The sequence below is a fragment of the Pseudomonas sp. LBUM1664 genome (assembly GCF_059695895.1).
Genome location: NZ_CP166791.1, coordinates 5,889,570 through 5,914,320, shown reverse-complemented (window position 1 = coordinate 5,914,320; position 24,751 = coordinate 5,889,570). Strand labels below are relative to the sequence as shown.

The window sequence follows — 24,751 nt, the reverse complement described above, 5'->3', positions numbered from 1 at the left end:
TCGACCGTTTGGAAGGGATCTGTAGAAAATAGGGTTGGTGTGGTTTCAATCGCTCTGATGGCGTCAGTTGAAACACCAGTTTCCTGAGTGGCCGCAGCGTCGAAGACGCGGCGGCCACTCAGGAAGTCCAGGCCTGTGCGATTGGGTGGTTAGACGCGGAAGCGTCCCACCAACGTCTGCAAATGAACCCCCAACCGCGCCAGTTCGGCGCTGGAGGCGGCGGTTTCTTCGCTGGCTTCCGAGGTTTGTTCGGACACATCGCGTACGCTCAGCACGCTGCGGTTGATCTCTTCGGCCACGGCGCTCTGCTGCTCGGCGGCGGCGGCGATCTGCTGGTTCATCGCCTGGATCGCCGAGACCGTGCGGGTGATGTTTTCCAGCGAACCACCGGCGCGGCGGGTCAGCTCGACACTGCTGTCGGTCAGGCCGCGGCTGTTTTCCAGGCTGCTGGCGACCTTTTCGGTACCGCTTTGCAGGCCAATGATCAATTCTTCGATTTCTTCGGTGGACTTCTGAGTGCGCTGGGCCAGGCTGCGGACCTCGTCGGCCACCACCGCGAAACCACGCCCGGCTTCCCCGGCACGGGCCGCCTCGATGGCCGCGTTGAGGGCCAGCAAGTTGGTTTGCTGGGCCACGGATTTGATCACGTCCAGCACGCTGCCGATCTTGTCGCTCTCGCGCTTGAGGTGGCCCATCGCTTCGGTGGAGTGGCCCACTTCTTTGGAGAGCCGCTCGATCTGGGCGATGGCTTCGCCGACGACCCTGTCGCCTTCACGGGCCTGTTGGTCGGCTGCGGCGGCGGCTTCGGACGCTTCCTCGGCGTTGCGCGCGACTTCCTGCACCGTGGCGGTCATTTCGTGCATGGCGGTGGCGACCTGATCGGTTTCGATCTTCTGGCTGTTGACGCCGACGCTGGTCTGTTCGGTGATGGCCGAGAGCTGTTCGGCGGCGCTGGCAATTTGTGTGACGCCTTCGCTGATGCCGCCGATCAGCTGCCGCAGGCTGACGACCATCCGTTGCAGGCTACTTTGCAATTGGCCCATCTCGTCACGGCGAGTAATCACAAGGTTATGACTCAGGTCGCCTGAGGCGACACGTTCGACGGCAACCAGCGTCTGTTGCAGTGGAACAACGATCTGCCGCGTAATCAGCCACGCGGCAAGCAGGCCAAACACCAGCGCCACGACGGCTACGATAATCAGCGTGCTTTTCGCCTCAACCGTCTCAAGGTCGCGTTTCTCAGTCTGTGAGTGGGTCAATTGTGTGCTCAGGTCATTGAAGCGGATGTCTTGCTCTACCATTTTCTTGAGGGCGACGGCACTGGCCACCTGCGAATCGCGGAACAGGCTGACGGCCGCGCGATAGCTCTTCAGCGAGTTGGTGGCTTGTTGCAGGTTGGCGATGTGCTCTTGCGGCAGTTTGCCCGGCAGGCTTTCAAGGTTTTTCAGGGCGTTATCGATGGCATCCAGTGCCGGTTGTTCGGCTTCGGCCTTGCCGCTATAGGTGTAACCGCGAACCTGGAAGCGCGCCTGCTGGATCAGTTTGCTCAGCTCGATCACGCTGTTGAATTGAGCAACGCTGTCTCCCTGGAGCAAGGGTTTTTCGACTTCTGCCACGTTGGCCACGGCGCTGTCGGCGGTGGCTCCGAGCTTGGATCGGGCCGATTCGCGGTTCTGCGTCGCTTGCGTCATGTCGGCAAAGGCGCGTTTGTACTCATCGAGAACTGACAGTTGCTGATTGACCAGTTCCTGGTCTGAGGGCTGCACAAGTTTTTTGAGGGCGACTTGTAAGCCATCCTGGAGCTTGCCAAAAAGCTCGTTGACGGCGGCCGGACCTTGTTTGCCACGGCGCATTTCGTAGTCGAGGCGGGCACCTTGCAACTCCTTGTCTAACTCGTTGAGACTGGCGATATAAGCCTGTTTGTCGGCGCGACTGATCACACTGCTCAGGCTATGCCAGCCAGCGAAGGTGCTCAGGAGGGTCATAAGCAGCACCAGGCCAAAGCCGGCACCCAGTTTGCGATTGACGCTTACGTTTCCCAGCTTTTCGGTCAACCAACTGAACATGCCGATACTCCTCGAACCCTTTATAGGTTTTATGAAAACAGTATCGGCTATTTGGCGGGGTTCTGTAGAAAATAGGGTCGTGTGATTGCTGTGGCGAGTCGTAGAAGGTCAGAACAGCCGTGCGAGCAGCGCCGTCACCGCGGTTTCGACCCGCAGGATGCGTTCGCCAAGCTGCACCGGTTGCAGTCCGGCCTTGGCCAGCAGGTCAATTTCATAGGGAATCCAGCCGCCCTCAGGGCCGATGGCCAACGTCACTGGCTCCGTCAGTGCCCGGGGGCAGGGCGGGTAATTACCGGGATGACCGACCAGGCCCAAGGTGCCGTCCGTCATGGCCGGCAGTCGGTCTTCCACGAAGGGCTTGAAGCGTTTTTCGATGACGATTTCTGGCAGCACGCTGTCTCGGGCCTGTTCAAGGCCAAGGATCAATTGCTCGCGAATGGCTTCGGGCTCCAGGAATGGGGTCTGCCAAAAGCTCTTTTCCACGCGATAGCTGTTGACCAGCACCACGCGCGGCACGCCCATGGTGGCGATGGTCTGGAACACCCGCCGGAGCATTTTCGGGCGGGGCAGGGCCAGCACCAGTGTCAGCGGCAGTTTGGCCGGTGGCGGCTGGTCGAGGGTCACTTGCAGTTCGGCCTCGCGCGCTTCCAGGCGCAGCACTTGGGCCGTGCCCATCAGCCCACCGATGCGCCCGACCCGCAGGCTGTCGCCGACGGCACTGCGGTGGACTTCCTGCATGTGAGTCAATCGGCGATCGCTCAGGACGACCCGGTCGGGCCCGATGAAGTCGGCCTCTTCAAGCAGCAGCAGGTTCACGCTTGGGTCGCTGGCGGCTGATCGTTGTGGTCGTCGGCCGGCTGGTCGTCCGGGTCTTCGCTGCGTTTGCGCACCAGGCCACCGAACAGGATGCCGATCTCGAACAGCAGCCACATCGGCACGGCCAGCAGGGTCTGGGAGAAGATGTCTGGCGGGGTCAGGATCATGCCGACCACGAAGCAGCCGATGATCACGTACGGACGGATCTTCTTCAGGTACTTGACATCTACCACGCCGATCCACACCAGCAGCACCACTGCCACGGGGATTTCGAACGCCACGCCGAAGGCGAAGAACAGCGTCATGACGAAATCCAGGTAACTGGTGATGTCGGTCATCATCTCGACACCGGCCGGGGTGGCGGCGGCGAAGAACTTGAAGATCAGCGGGAACACGAAGAAATAGGCGAAGGCCATGCCGGTGTAAAACAGCAGGATGCTGGACACCAGCAGCGGCACGGCGACGCGTTTTTCATGCTTGTACAGACCCGGTGCGATGAAACCCCAGATCTGGTGCAGGATCACCGGGATCGCCAGGAACAGCGAAACCATCATCGTCAGCTTCAGCGGCGTCAGGAACGGCGACGACACGTCGGTGGCGATCATCGTCGCGCCCGCCGGCAGGTACTGGCGCAGCGGTGTGGAGACGAAGGTGTAGATCTGCTGGGTGAAGGCAAACAGCCCAGCGAAGATGATGAAAACCGCCGCGACGCAACGCAGCAGACGGGTGCGCAACTCGGTGAGGTGCGATACCAGCGGCATCGGCTGGTCGTTCTCTGGGATATCGCTCATGGGGCTCGCGGCGGCAAAGTAGGGTCGTTAGGCGCTGCTGGTGTCGCTGCCGTAGGGGCAGGCTCCAACGGTTTTGCGGGCTCAGGCACCCCAGGCGCCGTGTCATCCACGGGCACCTGGGGAACGATCGTCGGTTCGACTGCAGGCAGAACCGGCGTTGGTTCCTGCTGGGTCGGCGTGAAGATCTTTCGCGCTTCCTGCTCCAGGGACAGAATGTGCTCGTTGTGAAGTTGCCGACGGATTTCGTCGGCACCGATTTCACGTTCAACTTCCTGTTTGATTGCATTGAAGCTGCGCTTCAGACGCCCGATCCACAGACCGGCGGTGCGCGCAGCACCCGGCAGACGCTCGGGGCCCAGCACCAGCAGGGCGACGAGGCCGACGAGCAGCAGTTCAGTGAAGCTGATCCCAAACATTAGTCAGTGCTCACGAGTCTTTGCGGGCCGGCTCTTCGACTTTCTGTGCCTGCACGTCGATGGTGTGCGGCGCATTCACAGGCGCTGTGGCCTGGGGGTGTACCGGTTGGGTCGGCTGCGCGGGTTGAGCAGGCGCTGCCGTCGGGTCGGCACCTTTTTCGTCATCGTTCATGGCCTTGCGAAAGCCCTTGATCGACTCGCCGACATCGGTGCCGAGGTTCTTCAGTTTCTTGGTACCAAACACCAGCACCACGACCACCAGAATGACGATCCAGTGTTTCCAGTCAAAAATACCCATGTGGCGGTTCCTCTTAACAGTTGATCAGGCGGACGGACGCGAGGCTTTCTCGACGTGCCCGGACAGACCGAAGCGACGGTCCAATTCATCCAGCACAGCCTGCGGGTGCTGCCCCAGTTGGGCAAGCATGACCAGGCTGTGGAACCACAGGTCGGCAGTCTCGTAGATCACTTCGCTGCAGTCGCCGCTGATGGCGGCGTCCTTGGCGGCGAGGATGGTCTCGATCGACTCTTCGCCGACTTTTTCCAGAATCTTGTTCAAGCCCTTGTGGTACAGGCTGGCGACATAGGAACTGTCGGCCGCTGCGCCTTTGCGCTCTTCCAGCACCTGGGCCAGGCGGATCAGGGTGTCACTCATGGGTATGTCCTGAATAAATGGCATGCGGGTCCTTGAGCACCGGGTCGACGGTTTTCCAGTCGCCGTTCTCGAAGACGCGATAGAAGCAGCTTTGACGGCCGGTGTGGCAGGCAATCTCACCGACTTGTTCGACCATCAGGATGATGACGTCGCCGTCGCAGTCCAGGCGCATCTCATGCAGGTGCTGCACATGCCCGGACTCTTCACCCTTGCGCCACAGCTTGGCGCGCGAACGTGACCAATAGATGGCGCGGTTCTCGGCGGCGGTGAGGGCCAGTGCTTCGCGGTTCATCCAGGCCATCATCAGCACGCGCCCGGTTTTGTGATCCTGGGCGATGGCCGGCACCAGGCCGTCAGCGTCCCATTTGATCTCGTCCTGCCAGTTTTTCATCTTTGACTCCGACAATGGACCTCGCACCTCAAGTCGGCGGGCCCAGCGTTGAAACAGTGTGCCAGCGCGAACCTGTGCTGGCTATCGGCGAACGACCAGATACAAACCAACGGCCACCATGATACCGGCGGGCCAATGGCCCATTTGGCTCAACGGCCCGCCGGTGGCCAGTACCGCACCGCCGCCCAGGTGCGCGGCACCAAGCAGGCGCAGGAACCAGTCGTCCCGGCGTTTTTGCCAGGGTGGCGCCGGGTCGTGGGCGTGGGGTTGGGACATGCGTTCGAGCAGGTCGCGGGTCATGTTGGCCAGGTGCGGGATCTGCTCGAACTGGCTTTGCACGTTGCCCAGCAAGGTCCGGGGACTGACGCGCTCGCGCATCCAGCGTTCGAGGAAGGGCTGGGCGGTGTTCCACAGGTCCAGGTCCGGGTACAACTGGCGGCCGAGGCCTTCGATGTTCAGCAGGGTCTTCTGCAACAGCACCAGCTGCGGCTGAACCTCCATGTTGAAGCGACGCGCGGTCTGGAACAGGCGCATCAGCACCTGGCCGAAGGAAATATCCTTTAACGGTTTTTCGAAGATCGGTTCGCAGACGGTGCGGATCGCCGCTTCGAATTCGTTGAGCTTGGTCTCGGCTGGCACCCAGCCGGAGTCGATGTGCAGCTGTGCGACGCGACGGTAGTCACGCTTGAAAAAGGCGAACAGGTTGCGGGCCAGGTAATCCTGGTCTTCGGGGGTCAGGCTGCCGACAATGCCGCAGTCAATGGCAATGTACTGCGGACTCCACGGCTGCACGGTGCTGACGAAGATGTTGCCGGGGTGCATGTCGGCGTGGAAGAAACTGTCGCGAAATACCTGGGTGAAGAAAATTTCCACACCGCGCTCGGCCAGCATTTTCATGTCGGTGCGCTGGTCGGCCAGGGTCGCGAGGTCGGTGACCTGGATGCCGTAGATGCGCTCCATCACCAGCACCTTCGGACGGCACCAGTCCCAATAGACTTGCGGCACGTAGAGCAGCGGAGAGCCTTCGAAGTTGCGACGCAGCTGGCTGGCGTTGGCGGCCTCGCGCAGCAGGTCGAGTTCGTCGTAGATGGTTTTCTCGTAGTCCAGCACCACGTCCACCGGGTGCAGCAGACGCGCATCGGCCGACAACCGTTCGGCGGCGCGGGCGAGGATGAACAGCCATGCCAGGTCCTGGGCAATGATCGGCTTGAGACCCGGGCGGATAACCTTGACCACCACTTCTTCGCCGCTTTTGAGTTGTGCGGCATGAACCTGAGCCACGGATGCCGAGGCGAGTGGCTCGACGTCGAAGCGGCTGAAGACTTCGCTGATCTTCTTGCCCAGTTGTTCCTCGATCAGGGCCACCGACAGCTTGGAATCGAATGGCGGCACGCGGTCTTGCAGCCGCATCAGTTCATCGGCGATGTCCTCGGGCAACAGGTCGCGACGGGTCGAGAGGATCTGTCCGAACTTGATGAAGATCGGCCCCAGATCCTGCAAGGCCAGGCGCAGGCGCGCGCCGCGAGTCAAGTCCAGCGTTCGCCGGGGAAACCAGCGCCACGGCAGCACGAAGCGCAGTGCCAATAGAAACCAGGGCAGCGGCAGGGCGAACAGCAGGTCATCGAGGCGGTAACGGATCACGACGCGCTGGATGCGCAACAGACGGCGGACGGCAAGCAGCTTCATGCGTTATCGCTTGGTTTCAAGGGATCGGGAAAGGCGCTCGAAACGCGCCTCGAGACGTTCCAGATCAAGTTTGATCTGGTCCAGTTCACTAAAACGGGCTTCGGCTTCGCGTTGGCCTACGAGAGTACGCGATTCTTCGGCCAGGTATTCACTCAGATTCTGCCCCAGGCTGGCGAACCCCTGGCGATACCAGCGGGTGCGGCTGCGCAAGTGGCCGCTGAGCAATTGGGTGGCCACCGGCCCAAGCCAGCGGGACACTTCATATTCCCAGTCCAGAGCCAGGTCCTGGAGAATCGCCGCCAGCTCCAGCAGCACGCCGCTGTCGCCGTCGAGTTCGACTTCCGGCCCGTGCAGCACCGCCGTCTTGTCCTTGCTCAAGGCCAGGTTCAGCAGGCTCGCCGCCGGGGCGCGCAGGGTACAGTCCGCCTCGGCCTCCCAGTGCGCGGCGAGCATCAGGCCTTCGTCGCTGGGCAGAATAAACAGCTGCAACGCCGGGCTGCGGCAATCGACGGCAATCACCTTGCCGCTCAAGTGCGCCAGGCGCGCAAGCGCCGTGCTGTCCAGGCGCAGGACCCGGTTGATACCGAGTTCGACGCTGGCGAGCAGGCCCGTGAGCAGCATCAGGGTTTGATACCGCGGTGCAGGGCCACGATGCCTGCGGTCATGTTGTGGTAGGTCACGCGGTCGAAACCGGCCTCGACCATCATCGACTTCAGGGTTTCCTGGTTCGGGTGCATGCGGATCGATTCGGCCAGGTAGCGATAGCTTTCCGAGTCGTTGGTGATCAGCTTGCCCATCAGCGGCATGAAGGCGAACGAGTAAGCGTCGTAGGCCTTGGACATCAGCGCGTTGGTCGGCTTGGAGAACTCCAGCACCAGCAGGCGGCCACCGGGCTTGAGCACCCGCAGCATCGAGCGCAGGGCGTCTTCCTTGTGGGTGACGTTGCGCAGGCCGAAGGCGATGGTCACGCAGTCGAAATGGTTGTCGGGGAACGGCAGCTTCTCAGCGTCGGCCTGAACGAACTCGACATTGCCGGCCACACCCAGGTCCAGCAGGCGGTCGCGGCCGACCTTGAGCATGGACTCGTTGATGTCGGCGAGCACCACCTGACCGGTCGGCCCGACGATGTGGGAGAATTTCTTTGTCAGGTCGCCCGTGCCGCCGGCGATGTCCAGCACACGATTGCCGCTGCGTACGCCCGACAGTTCGATCGCGAAACGCTTCCACAGCCGGTGCATGCCGCCCGAGAGCAAGTCGTTCATCAAGTCATATTTGGCGGCTACCGAGTGGAAAACCTCAGCGACTTTTTCCGCCTTCTGGCTTTCCGGCACGTTCTTGAAGCCGAAGTGAGTGGTGGGTTCGGCATCGCTGCCTTTGCGCTGATCAGTCATATCGCGGTCACCAAAAAAGAATGCGGGACATTCTAATCCCGGTAGCGGGCTTTGTCTTGGCAAGGCTGAAGGTAAGATGGGCCACCGCCGGGACGTTTTGACGCAGCCAGGGTCTGAAACGTACAGGCAAGTCCCGATAAAACAGGAGTCATCAGATGGCCCGTATAAGTGTTGAGCGTGCCCATGGCCTGGGTAAGGAAGCGGCCCGCGCAAAGGCCGACCAGTTGGCGCAGAAGTTGTCCGATAGCTATGGCCTGGAGCCGCAGTGGGCGGGCGACACCCTGAAACTCAAGCGTTCCGGGGTCAAGGGCGAAGTGCATGTGGGCGAGGACTCGATCCGCGTCGATGTGGAACTGGGCATGTTGATGTCGGCCATGAGCGGCACGATCAAGACCGAAATTGAAAAGGCACTGGATAAAGCGTTGGCCTGATTGATCGAAGGTGCAATGCAGAACTCACATTCAACAGCCACCCTGTGGGAGCGGACAGGCCCGCTCCCACATAAAGTTCGACTCCCATAGGTTTTGTGTCAGTTGTTAGGGTGCTGTTTCTAATTATTGTCACTACTTTGTGCTTGAGCCCGACCCTGTACGGGCAGTTCCTCAAACCTGTTTGCGAGTGAGGTGCACCATGGCCAAAGTTATTCTGAAGAAAAAAACCGACGTTGAATCTTCCACGCTCAGCGACGTGAAAACGTACGCGCGCAAGATCTGGCTGGCTGGCCTGGGCGCCTACACCAAGGTTGGCCAGGAAGGCAGCGATTACTTCCAGGAGTTGGTCAAGGCCGGTGAAGTTATTGAAACCAAAGGCAAAAAGAACATTGCCGGAAAACTGGAAGCGGCCAACAGCGAACTGATTGAAGCCAAGGCGGACGTCACTACGTTCAAGACCAGGGTTGAAGGACAACTCGATAAAGTCGAGAAGGTATTTGACGCTCGTGTTGCAAGTGCCTTGAATCGTATCGGCATTCCGTCTAAACATGACGTTGAGACACTCTCTGCTAAGCTCGATGAGCTGACGGCATTGCTCGAACGTGTCGCGCGTAAACATTAAGGAGAACGGGATGGCTGGCAAAAAAAACACCGAAAAAGAAGGCAGCTCGTGGGTCGGGAAGATAGAAACGTACTCCCGCAAAATCTGGCTTGCTGGTTTAGGCGTGTACTCGAAGATCGACACTGACGGCAGCAAACTCTTCGAGTCCCTGGTTAAGGACGGCGAAAAGGCCGAAAAACTCACCAAGACGGCCGTCGTCAAACAAGTCGATGCGGCCAAGGACTCTGCCGAGTCCGCCAAGTCGCGAATCGGCGGCGTGAAGGATCGGGCACTGGGCAAATGGGACGAGCTGGAAGGGGCTTTCGACAAGCGCCTGAATAGTGCGATCTCTCGCCTGGGCGTGCCGAGCCGCAATGAAGTGAAAGCGCTGCACAGCAAGGTCGACACCCTGACCAAGCAGATCGAAAAACTCACCGGGGCCAAGGTTGCGCCGGTTGCGGCCAAGACTGCAGCGGCCAAGCCGGCAGCCAAACCGGCAGCCAAGCCACTGGTCAAGGCAGCGGCAAAAGCCGTCGCCAAACCTGTGGCAAAAGCAGCGGCCAAGCCAGCGGCTAAAACCGCTGCGGCCAAACCTGCCGCCAAGGCAGTGGCCAAACCCGCAGCCAAGCCTGCCGCAAAAACTGCGGCGGCCAAACCTGCAGCGAAACCGGCAGCCAAGCCCGCGGTAAAAGCAGCCGCCAAACCCGCCGCGGCGAAAAAACCTGCGGTGAAAAAACCTGCCGCACCCAAGGCGCCGGCCGCGGCCGCCAAACCGGCTACCCCGACGAGCACAGCGAACTCCGCCGCCGCTCCGACTCCGGTCGCCACCCTGACTCCAGCGCCGACTCCGTCGACGTCTACCAGTCAGTCCTGATCTTCAGGGCACACAAAAACGCCCGGCCTGTAAAGGTCGGGCGTTTTTGTTTGCATGCGTACTTTTGCTGCAATTCCAAATGTGGGAGCGAGCCTGCTCGCGATAGCGTTGGATCAGCAACATAGCATTGGCTGATACACCGCCATCGCGAGCAGGCTCGCTCCCACAGTTTGTGATCACAGGGACTTTATTCGTGCTCTTCCAGGTACCGCAACGCCAACTGTTCGGTCGCCACCTTGGTCGCGGGCGGCAGGTGCGGGGCCACCAGCATCATGATCTGGTAGACCACCAGTCGAACCTCGCCCTCGCGATCCAGGATCCGCTGATAGTCCAGCGAGAACAGCAATGTCATGGTGATCTGCTCCACCAATTGCCCCAGTGCCTGGGTGTCGCTGACCAGCAACCCCTGGGCCTTGAGATGCGCGAGCAGGGATGCCAGGGTTCGCTTCAGGGCATTGAGCAACTGCCGGATGCCCTTGGCCAGTTTCGGCAAACGCCCGGCCAGGTTTGACAGGTCCTGGAACAGAAACCGGTATTGGGCCAGGCGCTCGACGATCAGGTGCAGAAACAGCCAGTAGTCTTCCGGCGCCAATTGCACGTCTGCGGGTGGGTCCAGTAGCGGTGCCAGTTCGCCCTGGAATCGCTCGAACAGCCCGAGAATCAGCGGTTCCTTGCCATGAAAGTGGTAGTAGAGGTTGCCGGGGCTGATGCCCATTTCATTGGCTACCTCCAGGGTGGAAACGTTCGGTTCGCCCTTTTCATTGAATAACTGCAGGGCACATTCAAGGATACGGTCGCGGGTTTTCATCCGATCTTCTTAATGATGGAGTCGCGCCAGGCCAACAGCCTGGCCGTGGAGTGAAGCCGTTCAGCGCACGCGTACATAGGTTCCGGGAGCCGCCTCCAAGGGCGGGTAGTTCGCGTTGCCCACGGTCATCAGGGTTTCGCGCTGGGCACCGGAGCGCTCCTGGATCCAGCCCAGCCATTGGGTCCACCAGCTGCCGTCGACGTGCTTGGCGTCGTAGTACCAGGCCCGCGGGTCGCTGCTCAGTTTCGGGTTTTCGACATAATTGGCCTTGGGGTTGCCCGGCGGGTTGAGAATGCTTTGTACATGGCCGCTGTTGGACAGCACGAAGCGTCGTTCGCCACCCAGCAGCAGCGTCGAGCGATACACCGCATCCCACGGCGTGATGTGGTCGTTGATGCCGGCCACGCTGAAGCTGTCCACCGTCACTTTCTCCAGGTCGATCGGCGTGCCGCACACTTCCAGGCCGCCGGGGTGGGTCAAAGGGTTGTGCTTGAAGAAGTCCAGGAGGTCGCCGTGGAAGGCCGCCGGCAGCCGGGTGCTGTCGTTGTTCCAGTAGAGAATGTCGAAGGCCGGCGGTTCCTTGCCCAGCAGGTAGTTATTGATGAAGTACGTCCAGATCAGATCATTGGGGCGCATCCAGGCGAACACCCGGGCCAGGTCCCGGCCATCGAGGATGCCTTTCTGGTAGGAGCGGCGCTTGGCGGCTTCGAGGGCCTGTTCGTCGATGAACAGCGTGGCCGGGCTGTCCATCTGGCTGTCCATCAGGCTCACCAGGTAAGTGGCGCTGGCGACCCGGCGCAGCTGGCGCTTGGCTTGCAGGTGGCCCTGCAGGGCGGCGATGGTCATGCCGCCGGCGCAGGCGCCCATCAAGTTGACATCGCGTGCGCCGGTGATCGCCCGGCAGACATTCATGGCTTCTTCCGTCGCCTCGACATAGCTGGACAGACCCCATTCGCGATGGCGCACATCAGGGTTGCGCCAGCTGATGATGAACACCTGCAAACCGTTTTTCAGGGCGTATTGGACGAAGCTGTTGGACGGGCTCAGGTCGAATATGTAGAACTTGTTGATCTGCGGCGGCACGATCAGCAATGGCTTGGCGTATTGCTTTTCGCTCATGGATTTGTACTGGATCAGCTCCAGCAATTCGTTACGAAACACCACCGCGCCGGCCGTGGTCGCTACGGTCTTGCCGACTTCGAAGGCTTGGGGCGTGACTTGTCGCGGCAACCCGTTGTTGTGCAGCAGGTCGTCCATCAGGTGGCTGACGCCACGAATCAGGCTGGTGCCGCCGGAGTTGAACAGCTCCTTGATTGCCAGCGGGTTGAGCAAGGTATTGGAAGGCGATACAGCGTCATTGAGCAAGGTGAAGACGAAGTGAGCGCGGGCACGATCATCCGGGTTCATGCCGCTTTCGTCGATCCAGCTCTTTACCTGTTTCTGCCAGCTCAGGTAGGCCTGCAGGCTACGGCGGTAGAACGGATTGAGCTGCCAGGTAGGGTCGGCGAAGCGCTGGTCGTTGGGGTTGGTGGGGTGCAGGGTTTCCCCCAGCAGCACGCGGCCCAATTGACCGCCCAGCCTCAATGCATGCCGGGCACTGTGTACCGGGTTGCGCAAACCGTGTGCGGCAACGCTGCGCAACGTGGAAAGTAGATCCCTACCGCGCAGACCGGTAACCGCACTTTGTGCGTTGATGAAACTGGCAGGGGCGGGCATGGAGCCCGTCGCCGGTTTGTCGCGCATGAGTCGTCTCCTTTGTCATCAAGCTAAAAACAAACACACCGAACCAGACAACATAGTCGCTGTTTCAGGTTGCTGCGCGCTCCGGCGTCCTGCCGGGTGCTATGAGGCGGTGTCATCCGCCCAACGGCGCGGGATGCGGATGCATGACCGCGCGCTGACGTTCTTCCTCCAGGAATTTCATGATGATCGGCGCTACCGCCTCGGCCCGGGTAATTAGGAACAGATGGCCATCATCGATGATGTGTAATTGAGCGTTTGGGATGCGCCAGGCCAGCATGCGCATGTTGATCAGTGGGATCAGCGGGTCGTCATCACCGGCCAGCACCAGGGTCGGCTGGTGGATCTTGTGCAGCCAATGGATGCTGGTCCAACCAAGGCCGGCGAACAGTTGCCAGTAATAACCGAGCTTGCCCGCCGAACGAACCTTGGCCGCGTGACTGGCCGCCAGGCTCGGGTCGCGGCGGAACGAGCCGCCGTAGATCAGCGGAGCGATACGCATCACATGGGACGGCTGAATGTAGCGCCGAGGGCTGGCCATCATCCACAGCACTTTCGGCTTGCCCGGCACCATCACCGCTCCGGCGGCGGTGGCCGCCAGTACCAGCTTCTTGCAGCGCTCCGGGTAGTCATAGGCGAACTGCTGTGCCAAGGCGCCGCCCCAGGACACGCCGATCACGTTGACCTGCCCGTAATCGAGGTAATCGAGCATTCGCGCGGTGAGTTTTGCCAGGCCAGGAAAGCGATACGGCCGGCTGGGCGTCGACGAACCGCCGACGCCGGGCACATCGAAGGCGATGACTTCCAGGTCCGGATCCAGGGCCTGGATGAACGGGAACACCAGCTCAAGGTTGGCGCCGATGCCGTTGAAAATCAGCAGGGGCGTCAAGTGAGGCTTGCCGGGACGTACCGCGGTGCGCAAGGTCTGGCCATCCAGGTCGACGGTACGGAAGATGTACGGCTGCGGCATACTTCAAGCCCTGTGGGTTGGGTCGCTGTCTTTCATTTTTCCCGATCCCTTGTGGGAGCGAGCCTGCTCGCGATGACGGGGCCATATTCAACATCACTGTTGCCTGACACACCGCTATCGCGAGCAGGCTCGCTCCCACATTGGATCTGCTGTGAACATAAATTTTGCGTTCGTCAGTGTGCGGGTCTTGCATTTAATATCGGCTGTTGGAGTGCTTTCGTGAGCAAGCCCACTCCCGCAGCAGACGAGTTGCATCCGTTACCGCTCATGCACATAAGTGCCGGGCGCCGCTTCACCCGCCACGTAGGTCTTGTTGCCCAATACGGTGGGTGCTTTTTTCAGTTTGCCCGAGCGCTCGGCTTGCCAGGTTTGCCAGTGCAGCCACCAGGAATCGGTGTGCTTGGTGGAATTCTCCTGCCAGTCCTCGGCCTTGGCCGGCATGTCTTCACCGGTCATGTAGCGCGACTTGGGGTTGCCCGGCGGGTTGAGAATGCTCTGGATATGACCGCTGCTCGACAGCACGAATTCAACTTTTCCGCCAAACAGCTGCGCCGACTTGTAGCAGGACTTCCACGGTGTGATGTGGTCGTTGGTACCGGCCAGGGAAAAGATGTCGGCGGTGACCTGCTTGAGGTCGATCGGCGTACCGCACACTTCCAGTGCGTTGGGTCGGATCAACGGGTTGTTTTTGAACATTTCGATGAGGTCGCCGTGGAAGGCCGCCGGCAGCCTCGTGGTGTCGTTGTTCCAGAACAGGATGTCGAACACCGGCGGCTCGTTGCCCAGCAAGTAGTTGTTGACCCAGTAGTTCCAGATCAGGTCGTTGGGGCGCATCCAGGCGAAGACCTTGGCCATATCGCGGCCTTCGAGTACGCCGGCCTGGTAGGAGTGGCGCTTGGCCGCTTCCAGGGTCTGCTCGTCGACGAACAGCGCCACGTCGGTGTCCAGGGTGGTATCGAGCACGCTTACCAGCAAGGTCAGGGCATTGACCTTTTTCTCGCCGAGGGCGGCGTAGTGACCCAGCAGCGCGGTGCACGTGATGCCGCCCGAGCAAGCGCCGAGCATGTTCACGTCCTTGCTGCCGGTGATGGCCGTGACCACGTCCACCGCTTCCTTGAGCGCCTCGATGTAGGTCGACAGGCCCCACTCACGCTGTTCCTTGGTGGGGTTGCGCCAACTGACGATGAAGGTCTGCACGTTGCTGCGCAGGCAGAAGCGCGCCAGACTCTTCTCCGGGCTCAGGTCGAATACATAGAACTTGTTGATCTGCGGCGGCACCACCAGCAGCGGTCGCTCATGGACCTGTTCGGTGATGGGCCGGTACTGGATCAACTCCAGCACGTCGTTGCGAAACACCACGGCACCTTCGGTCACGCCCAGGCTCTTGCCGACTTCGAACGCGCCCATGTTGACCTGGCTCGGCATCCCGCCGTTGTTTACCAGATCCTTGGCCAGGTGCGACAAACCGTCCAGCAGGCTCTTGCCGCCGGTTTCAAAGAAGCGCTTGACCGCCGCCGGGTTGGCCGCCGAATTGGTCGGGGCCATGGCTTCGGTCATCAGGTTGATCACGAAATGCCCGCGGCTGATGTCCTGGGGCGAGAGGCTGCTGTCGTCGATCCACTCGTGCAGCTCCTTGCGCCACGCCAGGTAGGTTTGCAGATACCGTTTGTAGAGCGGGTTCTGGCTCCACGCCGGGTCGGCGAAGCGTCGGTCATCGCTCGAAGGTTGCAGCCCGGATTTGCCGAGCAGGACGTTCTTGAGCTCAACGCCGAAATGGGCGACGTGCTTGACGCTGTGCAGCGGTTGTTTGATGGCCTGGGTCAGCACCATGCGGGCAGAGGCCAGCAGATCTTTTCTGCGCAAGCCGACGACAGGATTCAACCCCAGGGTATTTTCCGAGGCTTGGTACTTCAGGTCATCGTTGTTCTTGTTGCTCATCTACGACGCTCCATTGTCCTTCAGACGAGTACCTGGACCGTGCCGTTAAGCCCAGCCAATACCAGGTACGCTGCTCGGGTGACCGTTAATTCCGCATCGAGGCCAATGAGGAAACTTGTGCAAGGAACTCGCCGGTTCCTTTGCAGGGAACTTGCCAGCTCCATTGGTTACCCGAGTTTAATTTTTTTCGCAAGCAGGCCAGTCATTGACGTTGCTGCGCGGGCATTCAAGCAGATGACTCTAGAAAATTCGCCCTAAAGTGCCAGCCCTTGAGTTAGAGCATCAGCTTGACGACGGACTCGTTCGGGTCGCGGGTTTTTCCGGCTGCTTTGAGTTCAGCAAGATAATCGTTCCACAAGTCATCCTGACGTACCGCCAACTGGTAGAGATAGTCCCAGGTGAACAGTCCGCTGTCATGGCCGTCGTCGAAGGTCAGTTTCAGTGCGTATTGGCCGGCCGGTTCAACCTTGGTCAGGCCGACGCCGAGCTTGCCGTGTTGCAGGATGGGGTTGCCGTGACCCTGAACCTCGGCCGAAGGCGAGTGCACCCGCAAGAACTCCGCGGGAAGGTGATACTCCTCGCCCGGCGCATAGTTGAGCGTCAGGGTTTTGGAGGCTTTGTGCAGGTTGATGGCGGTGGGGAGTTTGGTCATGAAAGCAGCTTACAAGCTACAAGCCACAAGCCACAAGCTGGAGGTAACCGGCTTGCCGCTTGTAGCTTGAGGCTTGCCGCTTAGAGGATATACCGCGACAGGTCTTCGTTCTGCGCCAATTCGCCCAGGTGGCTGTTGACGTACTCGGCGTCGATGAGGATCGGCGCTTCGTTGTGGGCGCTGGCCAGGTCGCCGGCGCTGAACGACACTTCTTCGAGCAGGCGTTCGAGCAGCGTGTGCAGGCGACGGGCCCCGATGTTCTCGGTCTTCTCGTTGACCTGCCAGGCGATCTGCGCCAGGCGCTTGATGCCTTCTGGCGTGAACTCGATCGCCAGGCCTTCGGTCTTGAGCAGCGCGCAATACTGTTCGGTCAGGGACGCATGAGGCTCGCTCAGGATGCGTTCGAAGTCTTCAGGTGTCAGTGCCTTGAGCTCGACACGGATCGGCAGGCGACCCTGCAGCTCCGGCACCAGGTCACTCGGCTTGCTCAGGTGGAACGCACCGGAGGCGATGAACAGGATGTGGTCGGTCTTGACCATGCCCAGCTTGGTGTTGACGGTGCAGCCTTCGATCAGCGGCAGCAAGTCGCGCTGTACGCCTTCACGGGACACATCAGCGCCGCCGACGTTACCGCGCTTGGCGACCTTGTCGATTTCGTCGATGAACACGATGCCGTGCTGCTCGACGGCTTCCAGGGCCTTGGCCTTCAACTCTTCTTCGTTGACCAGTCGGCTGGCTTCTTCATCACGCACCAGTTTCAGCGCTTCCTTGACCTTGAGCTTGCGGTTCTTGCGCTTGCCCTTGCCCATGTTGGCGAACAGGCTTTGCAGCTGGTTGGTCATTTCTTCCATGCCCGGTGGAGCAGAAATGTCGACGCCGGCGGCTTCCGCCACTTCGATCTCGATTTCCTTGTCGTCCAACTGACCTTCGCGCAAGCGCTTGCGGAACAGTTGGCGGGTGTTGGAATCCTGAGTGGCCGCGGACTCGGCGTTGAAGCCCATGCGTGCTGGCGGCAGCAGGGCGTCAAGGATGCGCTCTTCGGCGGCGTCTTCGGCGCGGTGGCGAACCTTGGTGATTTCCTGTTCGCGCAGCAGCTTGATGGCCGCATCGGCGAGATCACGGATGATCGACTCGACGTCGCGGCCGACGTAGCCGACTTCGGTGAACTTGGTGGCTTCGACCTTGATGAACGGCGCGTTGGCGAGTTTGGCCAGGCGACGGGCGATCTCGGTTTTACCGACACCGGTCGGGCCGATCATCAGGATGTTCTTGGGGGTCACTTCGACGCGCAATTCTTCGGGCAGCTGCATCCGGCGCCAGCGGTTACGCAGGGCGATGGCGACGGCGCGCTTGGCATCGTCCTGGCCGATGATATGGCGGTTGAGTTCGTGGACGATTTCGCGGGGAGTCATGGACATAATAGTTGGCGGTCCTCAAGCAAGAATGAGCCGTGGCTTATTCCGCGAGATCCTGCTCCTCAATGGTTTGGGTGTGGTTGGTGAAGACGCAGATGTCGCCGGCAATGCCCAGGGCCGTCTCGACGATCTCGCGGGCCGACAGGTCAGTCTTTTTCAGCAGGGCGCTGGCCGCCGCCTGGGCGTAGGCGCCGCCCGAACCCATGGCGATCAGGCCATCTTCAGGCTCAACGACGTCGCCGTTGCCGGTAATGATCAGCGATGCGTCTTTGTTGGCGACCGCGAGCATGGCTTCGAGGCGGCTCAGGGAGCGGTCGGTGCGCCATTCCTTGGCCAGTTCCACGGCGGCACGCACCAGATGGCCCTGGTGTTTTTCAAGCTGGCCTTCGAAACGTTCGAACAGGGTGAAGGCGTCGGCAGTGGCCCCGGCGAACCCGGCGATGACCTGGCCGTGATAGAGGCGGCGGACTTTCTTCGCGTTGCCTTTCATCACGGTGTTGCCCAGTGAAACCTGGCCGTCGCCGCCCATGACGACTTTGCCATGACGGCGGACTGAAACGATGGTGGTCAAGGGAGAGTCTCCACGCAGCGGGGCGAAAATGCCCGGATGGAACTCATATGGGGGTGGCGCGGGGTTTTTCAACCGTGGCGCGGGGGAGGGGACGAGTGGTGCGAGGCGCGTAGGAGCTGTCGAGCGGAGCGAGGCTGCGATCTTTCCCTTATCACTTAAGTATCAAGCAGAAGATCAAGATCAAAAGATCGCAGCCTCGCTCCGCTCGACAGCTCCTACGGGGCGCAGCCCAGCGGGAGCAAGCACCCTCGCCACAACAGGTCATCGCCGCAAGGGTGAGATCAGCGACTCTGGCGTTGTTGTAACAGCAGGTTGCTGAAACCGCTGCCGGCCAGTTGTTTTTGTGCCTTGGTCAGTTCTTCGCGGTTGCTGAACGGGCCGACCAGTACCCGGTACCAGGTTTCATCCTTCACGGTTCCGGATTCCACCGACACGGACTGGCCCAGCAAAATGATCTGCGCCCGCACCTTGTCGGCATCGGCTTCCTTGCGGAACGAGCCGGCTTGCAGGAAGAACTTCGTCACCGGTGCCGCCTTCTGCACGGGTGGGGCTGGTGGCGGTGTGATGCCCGCCAGTGCCGCCTGGGCACGGGCGGTGTCGATCTTCGCCGCTTCGGCCGGGGTCACCGGGGTGGTGGGCACCTGTGGCGTCGGCAGGGTTTTCTCCGGCACCGCATCGGGCGGCACGATGACTTCCGATTCTGGCAACAGAGTGTAGAAGTCGTATTTGGGCTTCACCGGTTGCGTCGGGCTCGGCGGGGTCTTGTTGGCCTCGGCGATGCGCGTGGCTTTCTGTTGCTCTTGCCGGACGCGCTTGACGTCATCGCCCTGGCCTGGTTCGAGCTTCATCAGAAACACAATGAAAGCGCCAACGGTCAGGCCGATGGCCATCCACAACCAACCTGGAATCGGCTTTTTGGCCGGAGGCTGGTAACGACTGGCGCCGCGTTTGGGTGCAGGTTTTTTCTTGGCTGCCAACTTACATGCGCTCCAGGGTTTCCAGGCCCAGCAGTTCCAGGCCTTGCTTGAGCGTACGCCCGGTCAGCGCGGCGAGGCGCAGGCGGCTCTGCATTTGCTCTGGGGTATCGGCGCTGAGGATCGGGCAGTTCTCGTAGAAGCTGGAGAACAGACCGGCCACATCGTACAGGTAAGCGCACAGGGTGTGTGGCGTGCCTTTGTCGGCAACGTTGTTCAGTACTTCACCGAACTGCGCCAGTTTTGCCGCCAGCTCCTGTTCATGGGCCGCTTCAAGCACAATCTGGCCGTCCACTTCGCTGAAGCTTTTGCCTAGCTTGCGGAACACCCCCGCCACGCGGGTGTAGGCGTACAGTAGATACGGCGCGGTGTTGCCTTCGAAATTGAGCATCAGGTCGAAGTTGAAGCTGTAATCGCTGGTGCGGTGCTTGGACAGGTCGGCGTATTTCACCGCGTCGATGCCCACGACCTTGGCGATCTTGCGCAGTTCGTCTTCGGCCAGGTCCGGGTTCTTGCCCTTGACCAGCGTGTAGGCGCGGTCCTGGGCTTCGGTCAACAGGTCGATCAGCTTCACCGTGCCGCCATCGCGGGTCTTGAACGGGCGGCCGTCGGCGCCGTTCATGGTGCCGAAGCCCATGTGCTCCATTTCCATCGGATGGGACACGAAACCGGCCAGGCGCGCCACTTCGAACACCTGCTGGAAGTGCAGGGCCTGACGCTGGTCGACGAAGTACAGGACCCGATCGGCCTTGAGCACGCCGTTGCGATAGCGCACGGCCGCCAGGTCAGTGGTGGCGTAGAGGTAGCCGCCGTCGGCCTTGACGATGATCACCGGCAATGGCTCGCCGTCGGCGGTCTTGAACTGGTCGAGGAACACGCACTGGGCGCCGTTGCTTTCGACCAGCATGCCCTTGGCCCTGAGGTCGTTGACCACGTTGATCAGGTCGTCGTTGTAGGCGCTTTCGCCCATCACGTCGGCCATGGTCAGTTTGACGTTCAGCAGTTCGTAGATTTTCTGGCAGTGGGACAGGGAAATGTCCTTGAACTTGGCCCACAGCGCCAGGCACTCGGCATCGCCGGCCTGCAGCTTGACCACCAGGCCGCGGGCACGGTCGGCGAACTCGGGCGACTCGTCGAAGCGTTGCTTGGCGGCGCGGTAGAAGTTCTCCAGGTCCGACAGCTCGTCGCTGGTGACTGGGTTTTCCTGCAAATAGGCCATCAGCATGCCGAACTGGGTGCCCCAGTCGCCGACGTGGTTCTGGCGGATCACGGTGTCGCCGAGAAATTCCAGTACCCGGGCCACGCCGTCGCCGATGATGGTCGAGCGCAGGTGGCCGACGTGCATTTCCTTGGCGAGGTTGGGCGCCGAGAGATCGACCACGGTACGCTGCAACGGGCCGGCCTTGCGTACGCCGATACGCGCATCGGCCAGGGCCGCATCCAGGCGCGAGGCCAGGGCCTGGGTGTTCTGGAAGAAGTTGATGAACCCGGGGCCGGCAATGTCAGCCTTGCTGACGTTTTCGTCGGCCGGCAGCGCGGCGATGATTTTTTCCGCCAGATCCCGTGGTTTCAGACCGGCCGGTTTGGCCAGCATCATCGCGATGTTGCTGGCGAAGTCGCCGTGGGCCTTGTCGCGGGTGTTTTCGACCTGAATCGCCGGCGACAGGCCTTCTGGCAGCACACCGTCAGTGACGAGTTGGGTGATGGCTTGCTGGATGAGCTGGCGAATGGTGTCTTTCATGGTCTTCTCTTTCAACCGCAGGCGCGGCGGCGCTTCGATGCGCTGGTGGAAAAACTGGGCATTATCCGTGGCGAAGGCGGGCTTGCCAACTGTAGCGGGTCGGTTGGGGTCTTTATGCATGTTTGCGAGGCGGCCTGACTTTCCCATTTACACCAATCCCCTGTGGGAGCGGGCTTGCTCGCGAAGGCGGTGGGTCAGCCGGCATCTAGGTCAACTGACACTCCCTCTTCGCGAGCAAGCCCGCTCCCACAAGGGGTATTGGGGGTGAATAAGTTCTGCGGTCACCCCAATCAATACAAATCCACCGGATCCACGTCCAGCGACCAGCGCACCGCCCGCCCACTGGGCATTTGTTCCAGCGCCAACAGCCAGGCACTTAATAGCCGATGCAACGGCGCCCGGGCATTGGCCTGTAATAAAAGTTGGGCCCGATAGCGCCCCGCTCGGCGCTCCATCGGCGCCGGTACCGGGCCCAGCAGTTCGATGCCGGTGAGGTTCTGCTCGGCCAGCAAGCGCTCTGCCTCGCTGCAGGCTTCGTCGAGGAAGGCTTCTGCCTGTCCCGGCTTGTGGGCTTCGGCCCGCAACAGCGCCAGGTGTGCAAAGGGCGGCAGACCGGCGCTGCGACGTTCGCTCAACGCCTGTTCCGCGAAGGCGAAGTAGCCCTGCTCGGTCAGTTGTATCAGCAGCGGGTGGTCCGCCAGGTGGGTCTGGATAATCACTTTGCCCGGCTCCTCGGCGCGTCCGGCGCGGCCTGCGACCTGGACGATCAACTGCGCCATGCGCTCGCTGGCGCGAAAGTCGCCGGAGAACAGCCCGCCGTCGGCGTCCAGGATCGACACCAGTGTTACCCGGGGGAAGTGATGTCCTTTGGCAAGCATCTGCGTGCCCACCAGGATGCATGGCTGACCCTTCTGGATTGTGGCGAACAATTGATTCATCGCGTCCTTGCGCGAAGTGCTGTCGCGATCCACCCGCAGTACCGGGTAATCGGGAAACAGGATGCCCAGACGTTCTTCGGCCCGTTCGGTGCCGGCACCCACTGGGCGCAGGTCCACTTTGCCGCATTGCGGGCAATGCCTCGGTACTCGCTCGGCGTGGCCGCAATGGTGGCAGCGCAGTTCGCCATGGCGCTGATGCACGGTCATGCGCGCGTCGCAGCGTTCGCAGCCAGACATCCAGCCGCAGTCATGACACAACAGGGTCGGAGCAAAACCTCGGCGATTGAGGAATACCAGGACCTGTTGACCGGCGGCGAGGGTCTGGCCGATGGCTTGCTGCATCGGCCCGGAAATACCGCTGTCCAGCGGGCGACTTTTCACATCCAGACGCAGGAAGCGCGGCTGCTTGGCGCCACCGGCTCGCTCATTCAGGCGTAGGAGCCCATAGCGGCCAGTGTAGGCATTGTGCAGGCTTTCCAGGGACGGTGTGGCCGAGCCGAGGACGATGGGGATATTTTCCTGGCGAGCGCGCACCAGCGCCAGGTCGCGGGCGTGGTAGCGCAGGCCTTCCTGCTGTTTATAGGAGCCGTCGTGTTCTTCATCGATGATGATCAGGCCGGGATTTTTCATCGGCGTGAACAGGGCCGAACGGGTGCCGATGATGATGTCGGCCTCGCCGTCCCGCGCGGCGAGCCAGGCTTCCAGGCGGTCGCGGTCGTTGACCGCCGAGTGCACCAGGGCAATCCGGGCGTTGAGGCGCTGTTCGAAGCGCGCCAGGGTTTGTGGGCCGAGATTGATTTCCGGGATCAGCACCAAGGCCTGCTTACCGGCTTCCAGAGTCTGGCGGATCAGCTGTAAATAGACTTCGGTCTTGCCGCTGCCGGTGACGCCCGCCAGCAGAAAGGCGTGATAACTGTCGAAACCTGCCCGGATTGCCTCGCAAGCGGCCCGCTGTTCGGCATTGAGTGGCAGTTCCGGCTGGGCCAGCCAATGTTCATGACGGGCGCCAGGGGCGTGCCTGCGCACCTCCACCTGGACCAGGTCCTTGGCCAGCAGCAGGTCGAGGCTGTCCTTGCTGAGCATCAGTTTGCTTAACAGTTGATGGGCCACCCCGTGGGGATGCTGGGCCAGGGTCGCCAGGGCCTCGCGCTGGCGCGGGGCGCGGGCGATGCGCGGGTCGTCCATCGAGGCGCCGGGCATCACCGACCAGAACCGCTCCTGCCGCGCCTCGGCCGGTTCGCCCTGGCGCAGCAGCACCGGCAGCGCCCAACTCAGGGTGTCGCCGAGGCTGTGCTGATAATACTGAGAGGTCCACAGGCACAGCTTGAACAGCGACGCGGGCAGCGGTGGCGTGGTGTCGAGCAGGGCCAGGGCCGGCTTGAGCTTATCGGCCGGGACCTCGCTGTGGTCGGCAATCTCCACCAGAATCCCGATCATTTCCCGCCGGCCAAACGGCACCCGCAGACGCATGCCCGGATGCAACTGGGCGCGCAGGACCCCGGCCGGGGCGCGGTAGTCGAACAGGCGGCGCAGGGGCGAAGGCAAGGCGAGGCGCAGAATGGCGTCGGGCACGCGGGGAGATCTCGATTGAACGGACGGTGAAGAAGGCCGGGAGCCTAGCAGACGGTTGGTACAAGTCATAGCTTGCGCGATTGATGTTGTCTGGTAGAATCCGCGGCCTAATTACGTGCGGTATTCAACAATAGTGTTGGGTGGCGGCACGCTAGCCTGAGGAAACACCATGAAAACCGATATCCATCCGGACTACCCACAAATTGCCGTAACTTGCAGCTGCGGCAACAAGTTCGAAACTCGTTCGACCTACGGCAAAGCCCTGTCGATCGACGTTTGCAACGAATGCCACCCGTTCTACACCGGTAAGCAAAAGACTCTGGATACCGGCGGCCGCGTTCAGAAGTTCGCCGATCGTTTCGGTGCTTTCGGCAAAGTTGCTCCAAAAGCCTGAGGCTGATCATTTTGGATGGTCGTCTCGACGGCTCCAGACTGATGAAAAAGGCGTCCCTTGCGGGCGCCTTTTTTGTGTCTGCGATTTGGCTGACCGGCGCCCAGGCCTTCTGTCCGGCACCGACGGGCCTTGCCCCAGTGACGGTCCAGCGGGTGGTGGATGGCGATACCCTGCGCCTGAGCGATGGCCGCAGCGTGCGCATGATTGGCCTCAACAGCCCTGAGCTGGGCCGGCAGGGGCGTTCCGACGAACCCTTTGCCGTTGCCGCCCGCCGCCGCCTCGATGCACTGGTGACCGCCAGCGAGGGGCGTGTGGGGTTGTTGCCTGGCAGGGAAGCCAAAGATCGCTACGGGCGCACTTTGGCTCATGTCTACAGCGCCGATGGCAAGAATCTGGAAGCGCAATTGCTCGCCGAAGGCCTGGGTTTTCACGTGGCGGTGGCCCCGAATGTCGATCTGGTGGACTGCCAGCGCGCCGCCGAGCGTCAGGCGCGCGAAGCGGGCCTCGGGCTGTGGAAGCGTTCGCCCGTGCTCAAGGCGCAGCAAATCAAGGCCTCGGGCTTCGTTGTACTCAGCGGTCGCGTGAGCGAAGTCAGGCGCAATCGTGGCGGCGTTTGGCTCGAATTGCAGGATTCGGTTGTATTGCGCGTTGCACCCAATCTTGTGAGCCGTTTCGGTATGGCTTCGCTTGAGAAACTCAAGGGCCAGAAAATCGAGGCGCGTGGTTGGGTGGTCGATCGTTCGCGGCGTGATGGGCTCAAGCAAGGTCAGGCGCGCTGGTTGCTGCCGTTGACCGATCCGACCATGTTGAGCGCGGCGTCTCAATAAAAAAATTGTAGACATTTTTCGTCAATATTGTATGCATATAACCCTTGTGTTTCGTGGCTCTTGGCCCAAAGTCGTAGGGCTGGGCGCTTGACA

Annotated in this window: 24 protein-coding genes and 2 pseudogenes; 5 read left to right on the top strand and 21 right to left on the bottom strand. The window is 61.3% G+C overall.

The genetic code is table 11. The features are described from left to right. Positions 1 to 149: 149 nt before the first annotated feature. The 11 genes and pseudogenes from ACA047_RS27460 to ubiE all read right to left on the bottom strand — a co-directional run bounded on the left by ACA047_RS27460 (position 150) and on the right by ubiE (position 8,212). On the bottom strand, positions 150 to 1,013 hold the full coding sequence (locus ACA047_RS27460; RefSeq protein ID WP_497360572.1) for a methyl-accepting chemotaxis protein: 864 nt from the start codon (positions 1,011 to 1,013) through the stop codon (positions 150 to 152). Then, a pseudogene (locus tag ACA047_RS27455) lies at positions 1,005 to 1,985 on the bottom strand (methyl-accepting chemotaxis protein); the annotation flags it as partial. The pseudogene ACA047_RS27455 and the gene ACA047_RS27460, both read right to left, overlap by 9 nt. A 189-nt stretch (positions 1,986 to 2,174) precedes the next feature. Then, a complete protein-coding gene (locus ACA047_RS27450; protein WP_497354803.1) occupies positions 2,175 to 2,882 on the bottom strand; it encodes a 16S rRNA (uracil(1498)-N(3))-methyltransferase in 708 nt (235 codons plus the stop codon). Further along, entirely contained in the window at positions 2,879 to 3,673 is a 795-nt protein-coding gene (gene tatC, locus ACA047_RS27445) for a twin-arginine translocase subunit TatC (protein ID WP_497354801.1), read from the bottom strand. Before tatC ends, ACA047_RS27450 begins: the two co-directional genes overlap by 4 nt. After that, positions 3,670 to 4,089: a Sec-independent protein translocase protein TatB gene (tatB, locus tag ACA047_RS27440; protein ID WP_497354799.1), complete on the bottom strand. Its 420-nt coding sequence runs from the start codon at positions 4,087 to 4,089 to the stop codon at positions 3,670 to 3,672. Before tatB ends, tatC begins: the two co-directional genes overlap by 4 nt. 10 nt (positions 4,090 to 4,099) lie before the next feature. After that, positions 4,100 to 4,387, bottom strand: coding sequence for a twin-arginine translocase TatA/TatE family subunit (locus ACA047_RS27435; RefSeq protein WP_497354797.1), 288 nt, complete (start codon positions 4,385 to 4,387; stop codon positions 4,100 to 4,102). Between the two features lie 24 nt (positions 4,388 to 4,411). Next, positions 4,412 to 4,744, bottom strand: coding sequence for a phosphoribosyl-ATP diphosphatase (locus tag ACA047_RS27430; protein ID WP_497354795.1), 333 nt, complete (start codon positions 4,742 to 4,744; stop codon positions 4,412 to 4,414). Then, entirely contained in the window at positions 4,737 to 5,135 is a 399-nt protein-coding gene (gene hisI / locus ACA047_RS27425; RefSeq protein WP_497354793.1) for a phosphoribosyl-AMP cyclohydrolase, read from the bottom strand. The genes ACA047_RS27430 and hisI overlap by 8 nt, the downstream gene beginning before the upstream one ends. An 81-nt stretch (positions 5,136 to 5,216) precedes the next feature. Continuing rightward, positions 5,217 to 6,821 (bottom strand): ubiquinone biosynthesis regulatory protein kinase UbiB, encoded by a 1,605-nt coding sequence (ubiB, locus tag ACA047_RS27420; protein WP_497354791.1) that lies wholly within the window; start codon positions 6,819 to 6,821, stop codon positions 5,217 to 5,219. Then, positions 6,818 to 7,442, bottom strand: a pseudogene (locus ACA047_RS27415) (ubiquinone biosynthesis accessory factor UbiJ). Before ACA047_RS27415 ends, ubiB begins: the two are co-directional and overlap by 4 nt. Continuing rightward, positions 7,442 to 8,212 (bottom strand): bifunctional demethylmenaquinone methyltransferase/2-methoxy-6-polyprenyl-1,4-benzoquinol methylase UbiE, encoded by a 771-nt coding sequence (gene ubiE, locus ACA047_RS27410; protein WP_003196937.1) that lies wholly within the window; start codon positions 8,210 to 8,212, stop codon positions 7,442 to 7,444. Before ubiE ends, ACA047_RS27415 begins: the two are co-directional and overlap by 1 nt. A gap of 155 nt (positions 8,213 to 8,367) precedes the next feature. On the opposite strand from ubiE, the gene ACA047_RS27405 reads away from it, so the two are divergent. From ACA047_RS27405 to ACA047_RS27395, 3 genes are all read left to right on the top strand, one after another. Next, positions 8,368 to 8,643 carry a polyhydroxyalkanoic acid system family protein gene (locus tag ACA047_RS27405; RefSeq protein WP_497354789.1) on the top strand — a complete coding sequence of 92 codons (276 nt, stop codon included), beginning with the start codon at positions 8,368 to 8,370 and terminating at the stop codon, positions 8,641 to 8,643. A gap of 199 nt (positions 8,644 to 8,842) precedes the next feature. Next, positions 8,843 to 9,265, top strand: a complete 423-nt coding sequence (locus tag ACA047_RS27400; protein WP_497354787.1) for a phasin family protein — start codon at positions 8,843 to 8,845, stop codon at positions 9,263 to 9,265. A gap of 10 nt (positions 9,266 to 9,275) precedes the next feature. Continuing rightward, positions 9,276 to 10,118 carry a phasin family protein gene (locus ACA047_RS27395; RefSeq protein ID WP_497354785.1) on the top strand — a complete coding sequence of 281 codons (843 nt, stop codon included), beginning with the start codon at positions 9,276 to 9,278 and terminating at the stop codon, positions 10,116 to 10,118. A gap of 187 nt (positions 10,119 to 10,305) precedes the next feature. Here ACA047_RS27395 and ACA047_RS27390 read toward each other — a convergent pair whose 3' ends face one another. From ACA047_RS27390 to ACA047_RS27345, 10 genes are all read right to left on the bottom strand, one after another. Continuing rightward, the gene (locus tag ACA047_RS27390) at positions 10,306 to 10,926 is read right to left on the bottom strand and encodes a TetR/AcrR family transcriptional regulator (protein ID WP_497354783.1); all 621 of its coding nucleotides are present in this window, start codon (positions 10,924 to 10,926) and stop codon (positions 10,306 to 10,308) included. A 60-nt stretch (positions 10,927 to 10,986) separates the two neighbouring features. After that, positions 10,987 to 12,669: a class II poly(R)-hydroxyalkanoic acid synthase gene (gene phaC / locus ACA047_RS27385; RefSeq protein WP_497354781.1), complete on the bottom strand. Its 1,683-nt coding sequence runs from the start codon at positions 12,667 to 12,669 to the stop codon at positions 10,987 to 10,989. Between the two features lie 112 nt (positions 12,670 to 12,781). Beyond that, complete coding sequence (gene phaZ / locus ACA047_RS27380; RefSeq protein WP_497354779.1) at positions 12,782 to 13,636, bottom strand: poly(3-hydroxyalkanoate) depolymerase; 855 nt, start codon at positions 13,634 to 13,636, stop codon at positions 12,782 to 12,784. 258 nt (positions 13,637 to 13,894) lie between these two features. After that, complete coding sequence (phaC, locus tag ACA047_RS27375) at positions 13,895 to 15,574, bottom strand: class II poly(R)-hydroxyalkanoic acid synthase (RefSeq protein ID WP_497354777.1); 1,680 nt, start codon at positions 15,572 to 15,574, stop codon at positions 13,895 to 13,897. Positions 15,575 to 15,848: 274 nt separating this feature from the next. Further along, positions 15,849 to 16,226 (bottom strand): gamma-butyrobetaine hydroxylase family protein, encoded by a 378-nt coding sequence (locus tag ACA047_RS27370; protein WP_497354775.1) that lies wholly within the window; start codon positions 16,224 to 16,226, stop codon positions 15,849 to 15,851. A gap of 80 nt (positions 16,227 to 16,306) precedes the next feature. Then, positions 16,307 to 17,644, bottom strand: coding sequence for an ATP-dependent protease ATPase subunit HslU (hslU, locus tag ACA047_RS27365; protein WP_497354773.1), 1,338 nt, complete (start codon positions 17,642 to 17,644; stop codon positions 16,307 to 16,309). A 37-nt stretch (positions 17,645 to 17,681) separates the two neighbouring features. Then, the gene (gene hslV / locus ACA047_RS27360) at positions 17,682 to 18,212 is read right to left on the bottom strand and encodes an ATP-dependent protease subunit HslV (RefSeq protein ID WP_003186641.1); all 531 of its coding nucleotides are present in this window, start codon (positions 18,210 to 18,212) and stop codon (positions 17,682 to 17,684) included. Positions 18,213 to 18,493: 281 nt separating this feature from the next. After that, a complete protein-coding gene (locus ACA047_RS27355; RefSeq protein WP_003196959.1) occupies positions 18,494 to 19,189 on the bottom strand; it encodes an SPOR domain-containing protein in 696 nt (231 codons plus the stop codon). 1 nt (position 19,190) lies between these two features. Continuing rightward, positions 19,191 to 20,927 (bottom strand): arginine--tRNA ligase, encoded by a 1,737-nt coding sequence (gene argS, locus ACA047_RS27350; protein WP_497360570.1) that lies wholly within the window; start codon positions 20,925 to 20,927, stop codon positions 19,191 to 19,193. A 290-nt stretch (positions 20,928 to 21,217) separates the two neighbouring features. Then, positions 21,218 to 23,437 carry a primosomal protein N' gene (locus ACA047_RS27345; protein ID WP_497354770.1) on the bottom strand — a complete coding sequence of 740 codons (2,220 nt, stop codon included), beginning with the start codon at positions 23,435 to 23,437 and terminating at the stop codon, positions 21,218 to 21,220. 169 nt (positions 23,438 to 23,606) lie between these two features. Here ACA047_RS27345 and rpmE point away from each other — a divergent pair, with 169 nt between their 5' ends. Beyond that, positions 23,607 to 23,831, top strand: coding sequence for a 50S ribosomal protein L31 (gene rpmE / locus ACA047_RS27340; RefSeq protein ID WP_497354768.1), 225 nt, complete (start codon positions 23,607 to 23,609; stop codon positions 23,829 to 23,831). 41 nt (positions 23,832 to 23,872) lie between these two features. After that, positions 23,873 to 24,658 (top strand): thermonuclease family protein, encoded by a 786-nt coding sequence (locus ACA047_RS27335; protein WP_497354766.1) that lies wholly within the window; start codon positions 23,873 to 23,875, stop codon positions 24,656 to 24,658. Positions 24,659 to 24,751 lie beyond the last annotated feature (93 nt).

What these genes read in the sequence shown, in the direction of transcription:
- phaC (WP_497354781.1), bottom strand. Translation starts at nt 12,669, where the DNA reads ATGCGCGACAAACCGGCGACGGGCTCCATGCCCGCCCCTGCCAGTTTC.
- argS (WP_497360570.1), bottom strand. Translation starts at nt 20,927, where the DNA reads ATGAAAGACACCATTCGCCAGCTCATCCAGCAAGCCATCACCCAACTC.
- ubiE (WP_003196937.1), bottom strand. Translation starts at nt 8,212, where the DNA reads ATGACTGATCAGCGCAAAGGCAGCGATGCCGAACCCACCACTCACTTC.
- hslU (WP_497354773.1), bottom strand. Translation starts at nt 17,644, where the DNA reads ATGTCCATGACTCCCCGCGAAATCGTCCACGAACTCAACCGCCATATC.
- ACA047_RS27370 (WP_497354775.1), bottom strand. Translation starts at nt 16,226, where the DNA reads ATGACCAAACTCCCCACCGCCATCAACCTGCACAAAGCCTCCAAAACC.
- ACA047_RS27405 (WP_497354789.1), top strand. Translation starts at nt 8,368, where the DNA reads ATGGCCCGTATAAGTGTTGAGCGTGCCCATGGCCTGGGTAAGGAAGCG.
- rpmE (WP_497354768.1), top strand. Translation starts at nt 23,607, where the DNA reads ATGAAAACCGATATCCATCCGGACTACCCACAAATTGCCGTAACTTGC.
- ACA047_RS27435 (WP_497354797.1), bottom strand. Translation starts at nt 4,387, where the DNA reads ATGGGTATTTTTGACTGGAAACACTGGATCGTCATTCTGGTGGTCGTG.
- ACA047_RS27395 (WP_497354785.1), top strand. Translation starts at nt 9,276, where the DNA reads ATGGCTGGCAAAAAAAACACCGAAAAAGAAGGCAGCTCGTGGGTCGGG.
- ACA047_RS27430 (WP_497354795.1), bottom strand. Translation starts at nt 4,744, where the DNA reads ATGAGTGACACCCTGATCCGCCTGGCCCAGGTGCTGGAAGAGCGCAAA.
- tatC (WP_497354801.1), bottom strand. Translation starts at nt 3,673, where the DNA reads ATGAGCGATATCCCAGAGAACGACCAGCCGATGCCGCTGGTATCGCAC.
- tatB (WP_497354799.1), bottom strand. Translation starts at nt 4,089, where the DNA reads ATGTTTGGGATCAGCTTCACTGAACTGCTGCTCGTCGGCCTCGTCGCC.
- ubiB (WP_497354791.1), bottom strand. Translation starts at nt 6,821, where the DNA reads ATGAAGCTGCTTGCCGTCCGCCGTCTGTTGCGCATCCAGCGCGTCGTG.
- hisI (WP_497354793.1), bottom strand. Translation starts at nt 5,135, where the DNA reads ATGAAAAACTGGCAGGACGAGATCAAATGGGACGCTGACGGCCTGGTG.
- ACA047_RS27460 (WP_497360572.1), bottom strand. Translation starts at nt 1,013, where the DNA reads ATGGTCGTCAGCCTGCGGCAGCTGATCGGCGGCATCAGCGAAGGCGTC.
- ACA047_RS27390 (WP_497354783.1), bottom strand. Translation starts at nt 10,926, where the DNA reads ATGAAAACCCGCGACCGTATCCTTGAATGTGCCCTGCAGTTATTCAAT.
- ACA047_RS27335 (WP_497354766.1), top strand. Translation starts at nt 23,873, where the DNA reads ATGAAAAAGGCGTCCCTTGCGGGCGCCTTTTTTGTGTCTGCGATTTGG.
- phaC (WP_497354777.1), bottom strand. Translation starts at nt 15,574, where the DNA reads ATGAGCAACAAGAACAACGATGACCTGAAGTACCAAGCCTCGGAAAAT.
- ACA047_RS27400 (WP_497354787.1), top strand. Translation starts at nt 8,843, where the DNA reads ATGGCCAAAGTTATTCTGAAGAAAAAAACCGACGTTGAATCTTCCACG.
- phaZ (WP_497354779.1), bottom strand. Translation starts at nt 13,636, where the DNA reads ATGCCGCAGCCGTACATCTTCCGTACCGTCGACCTGGATGGCCAGACC.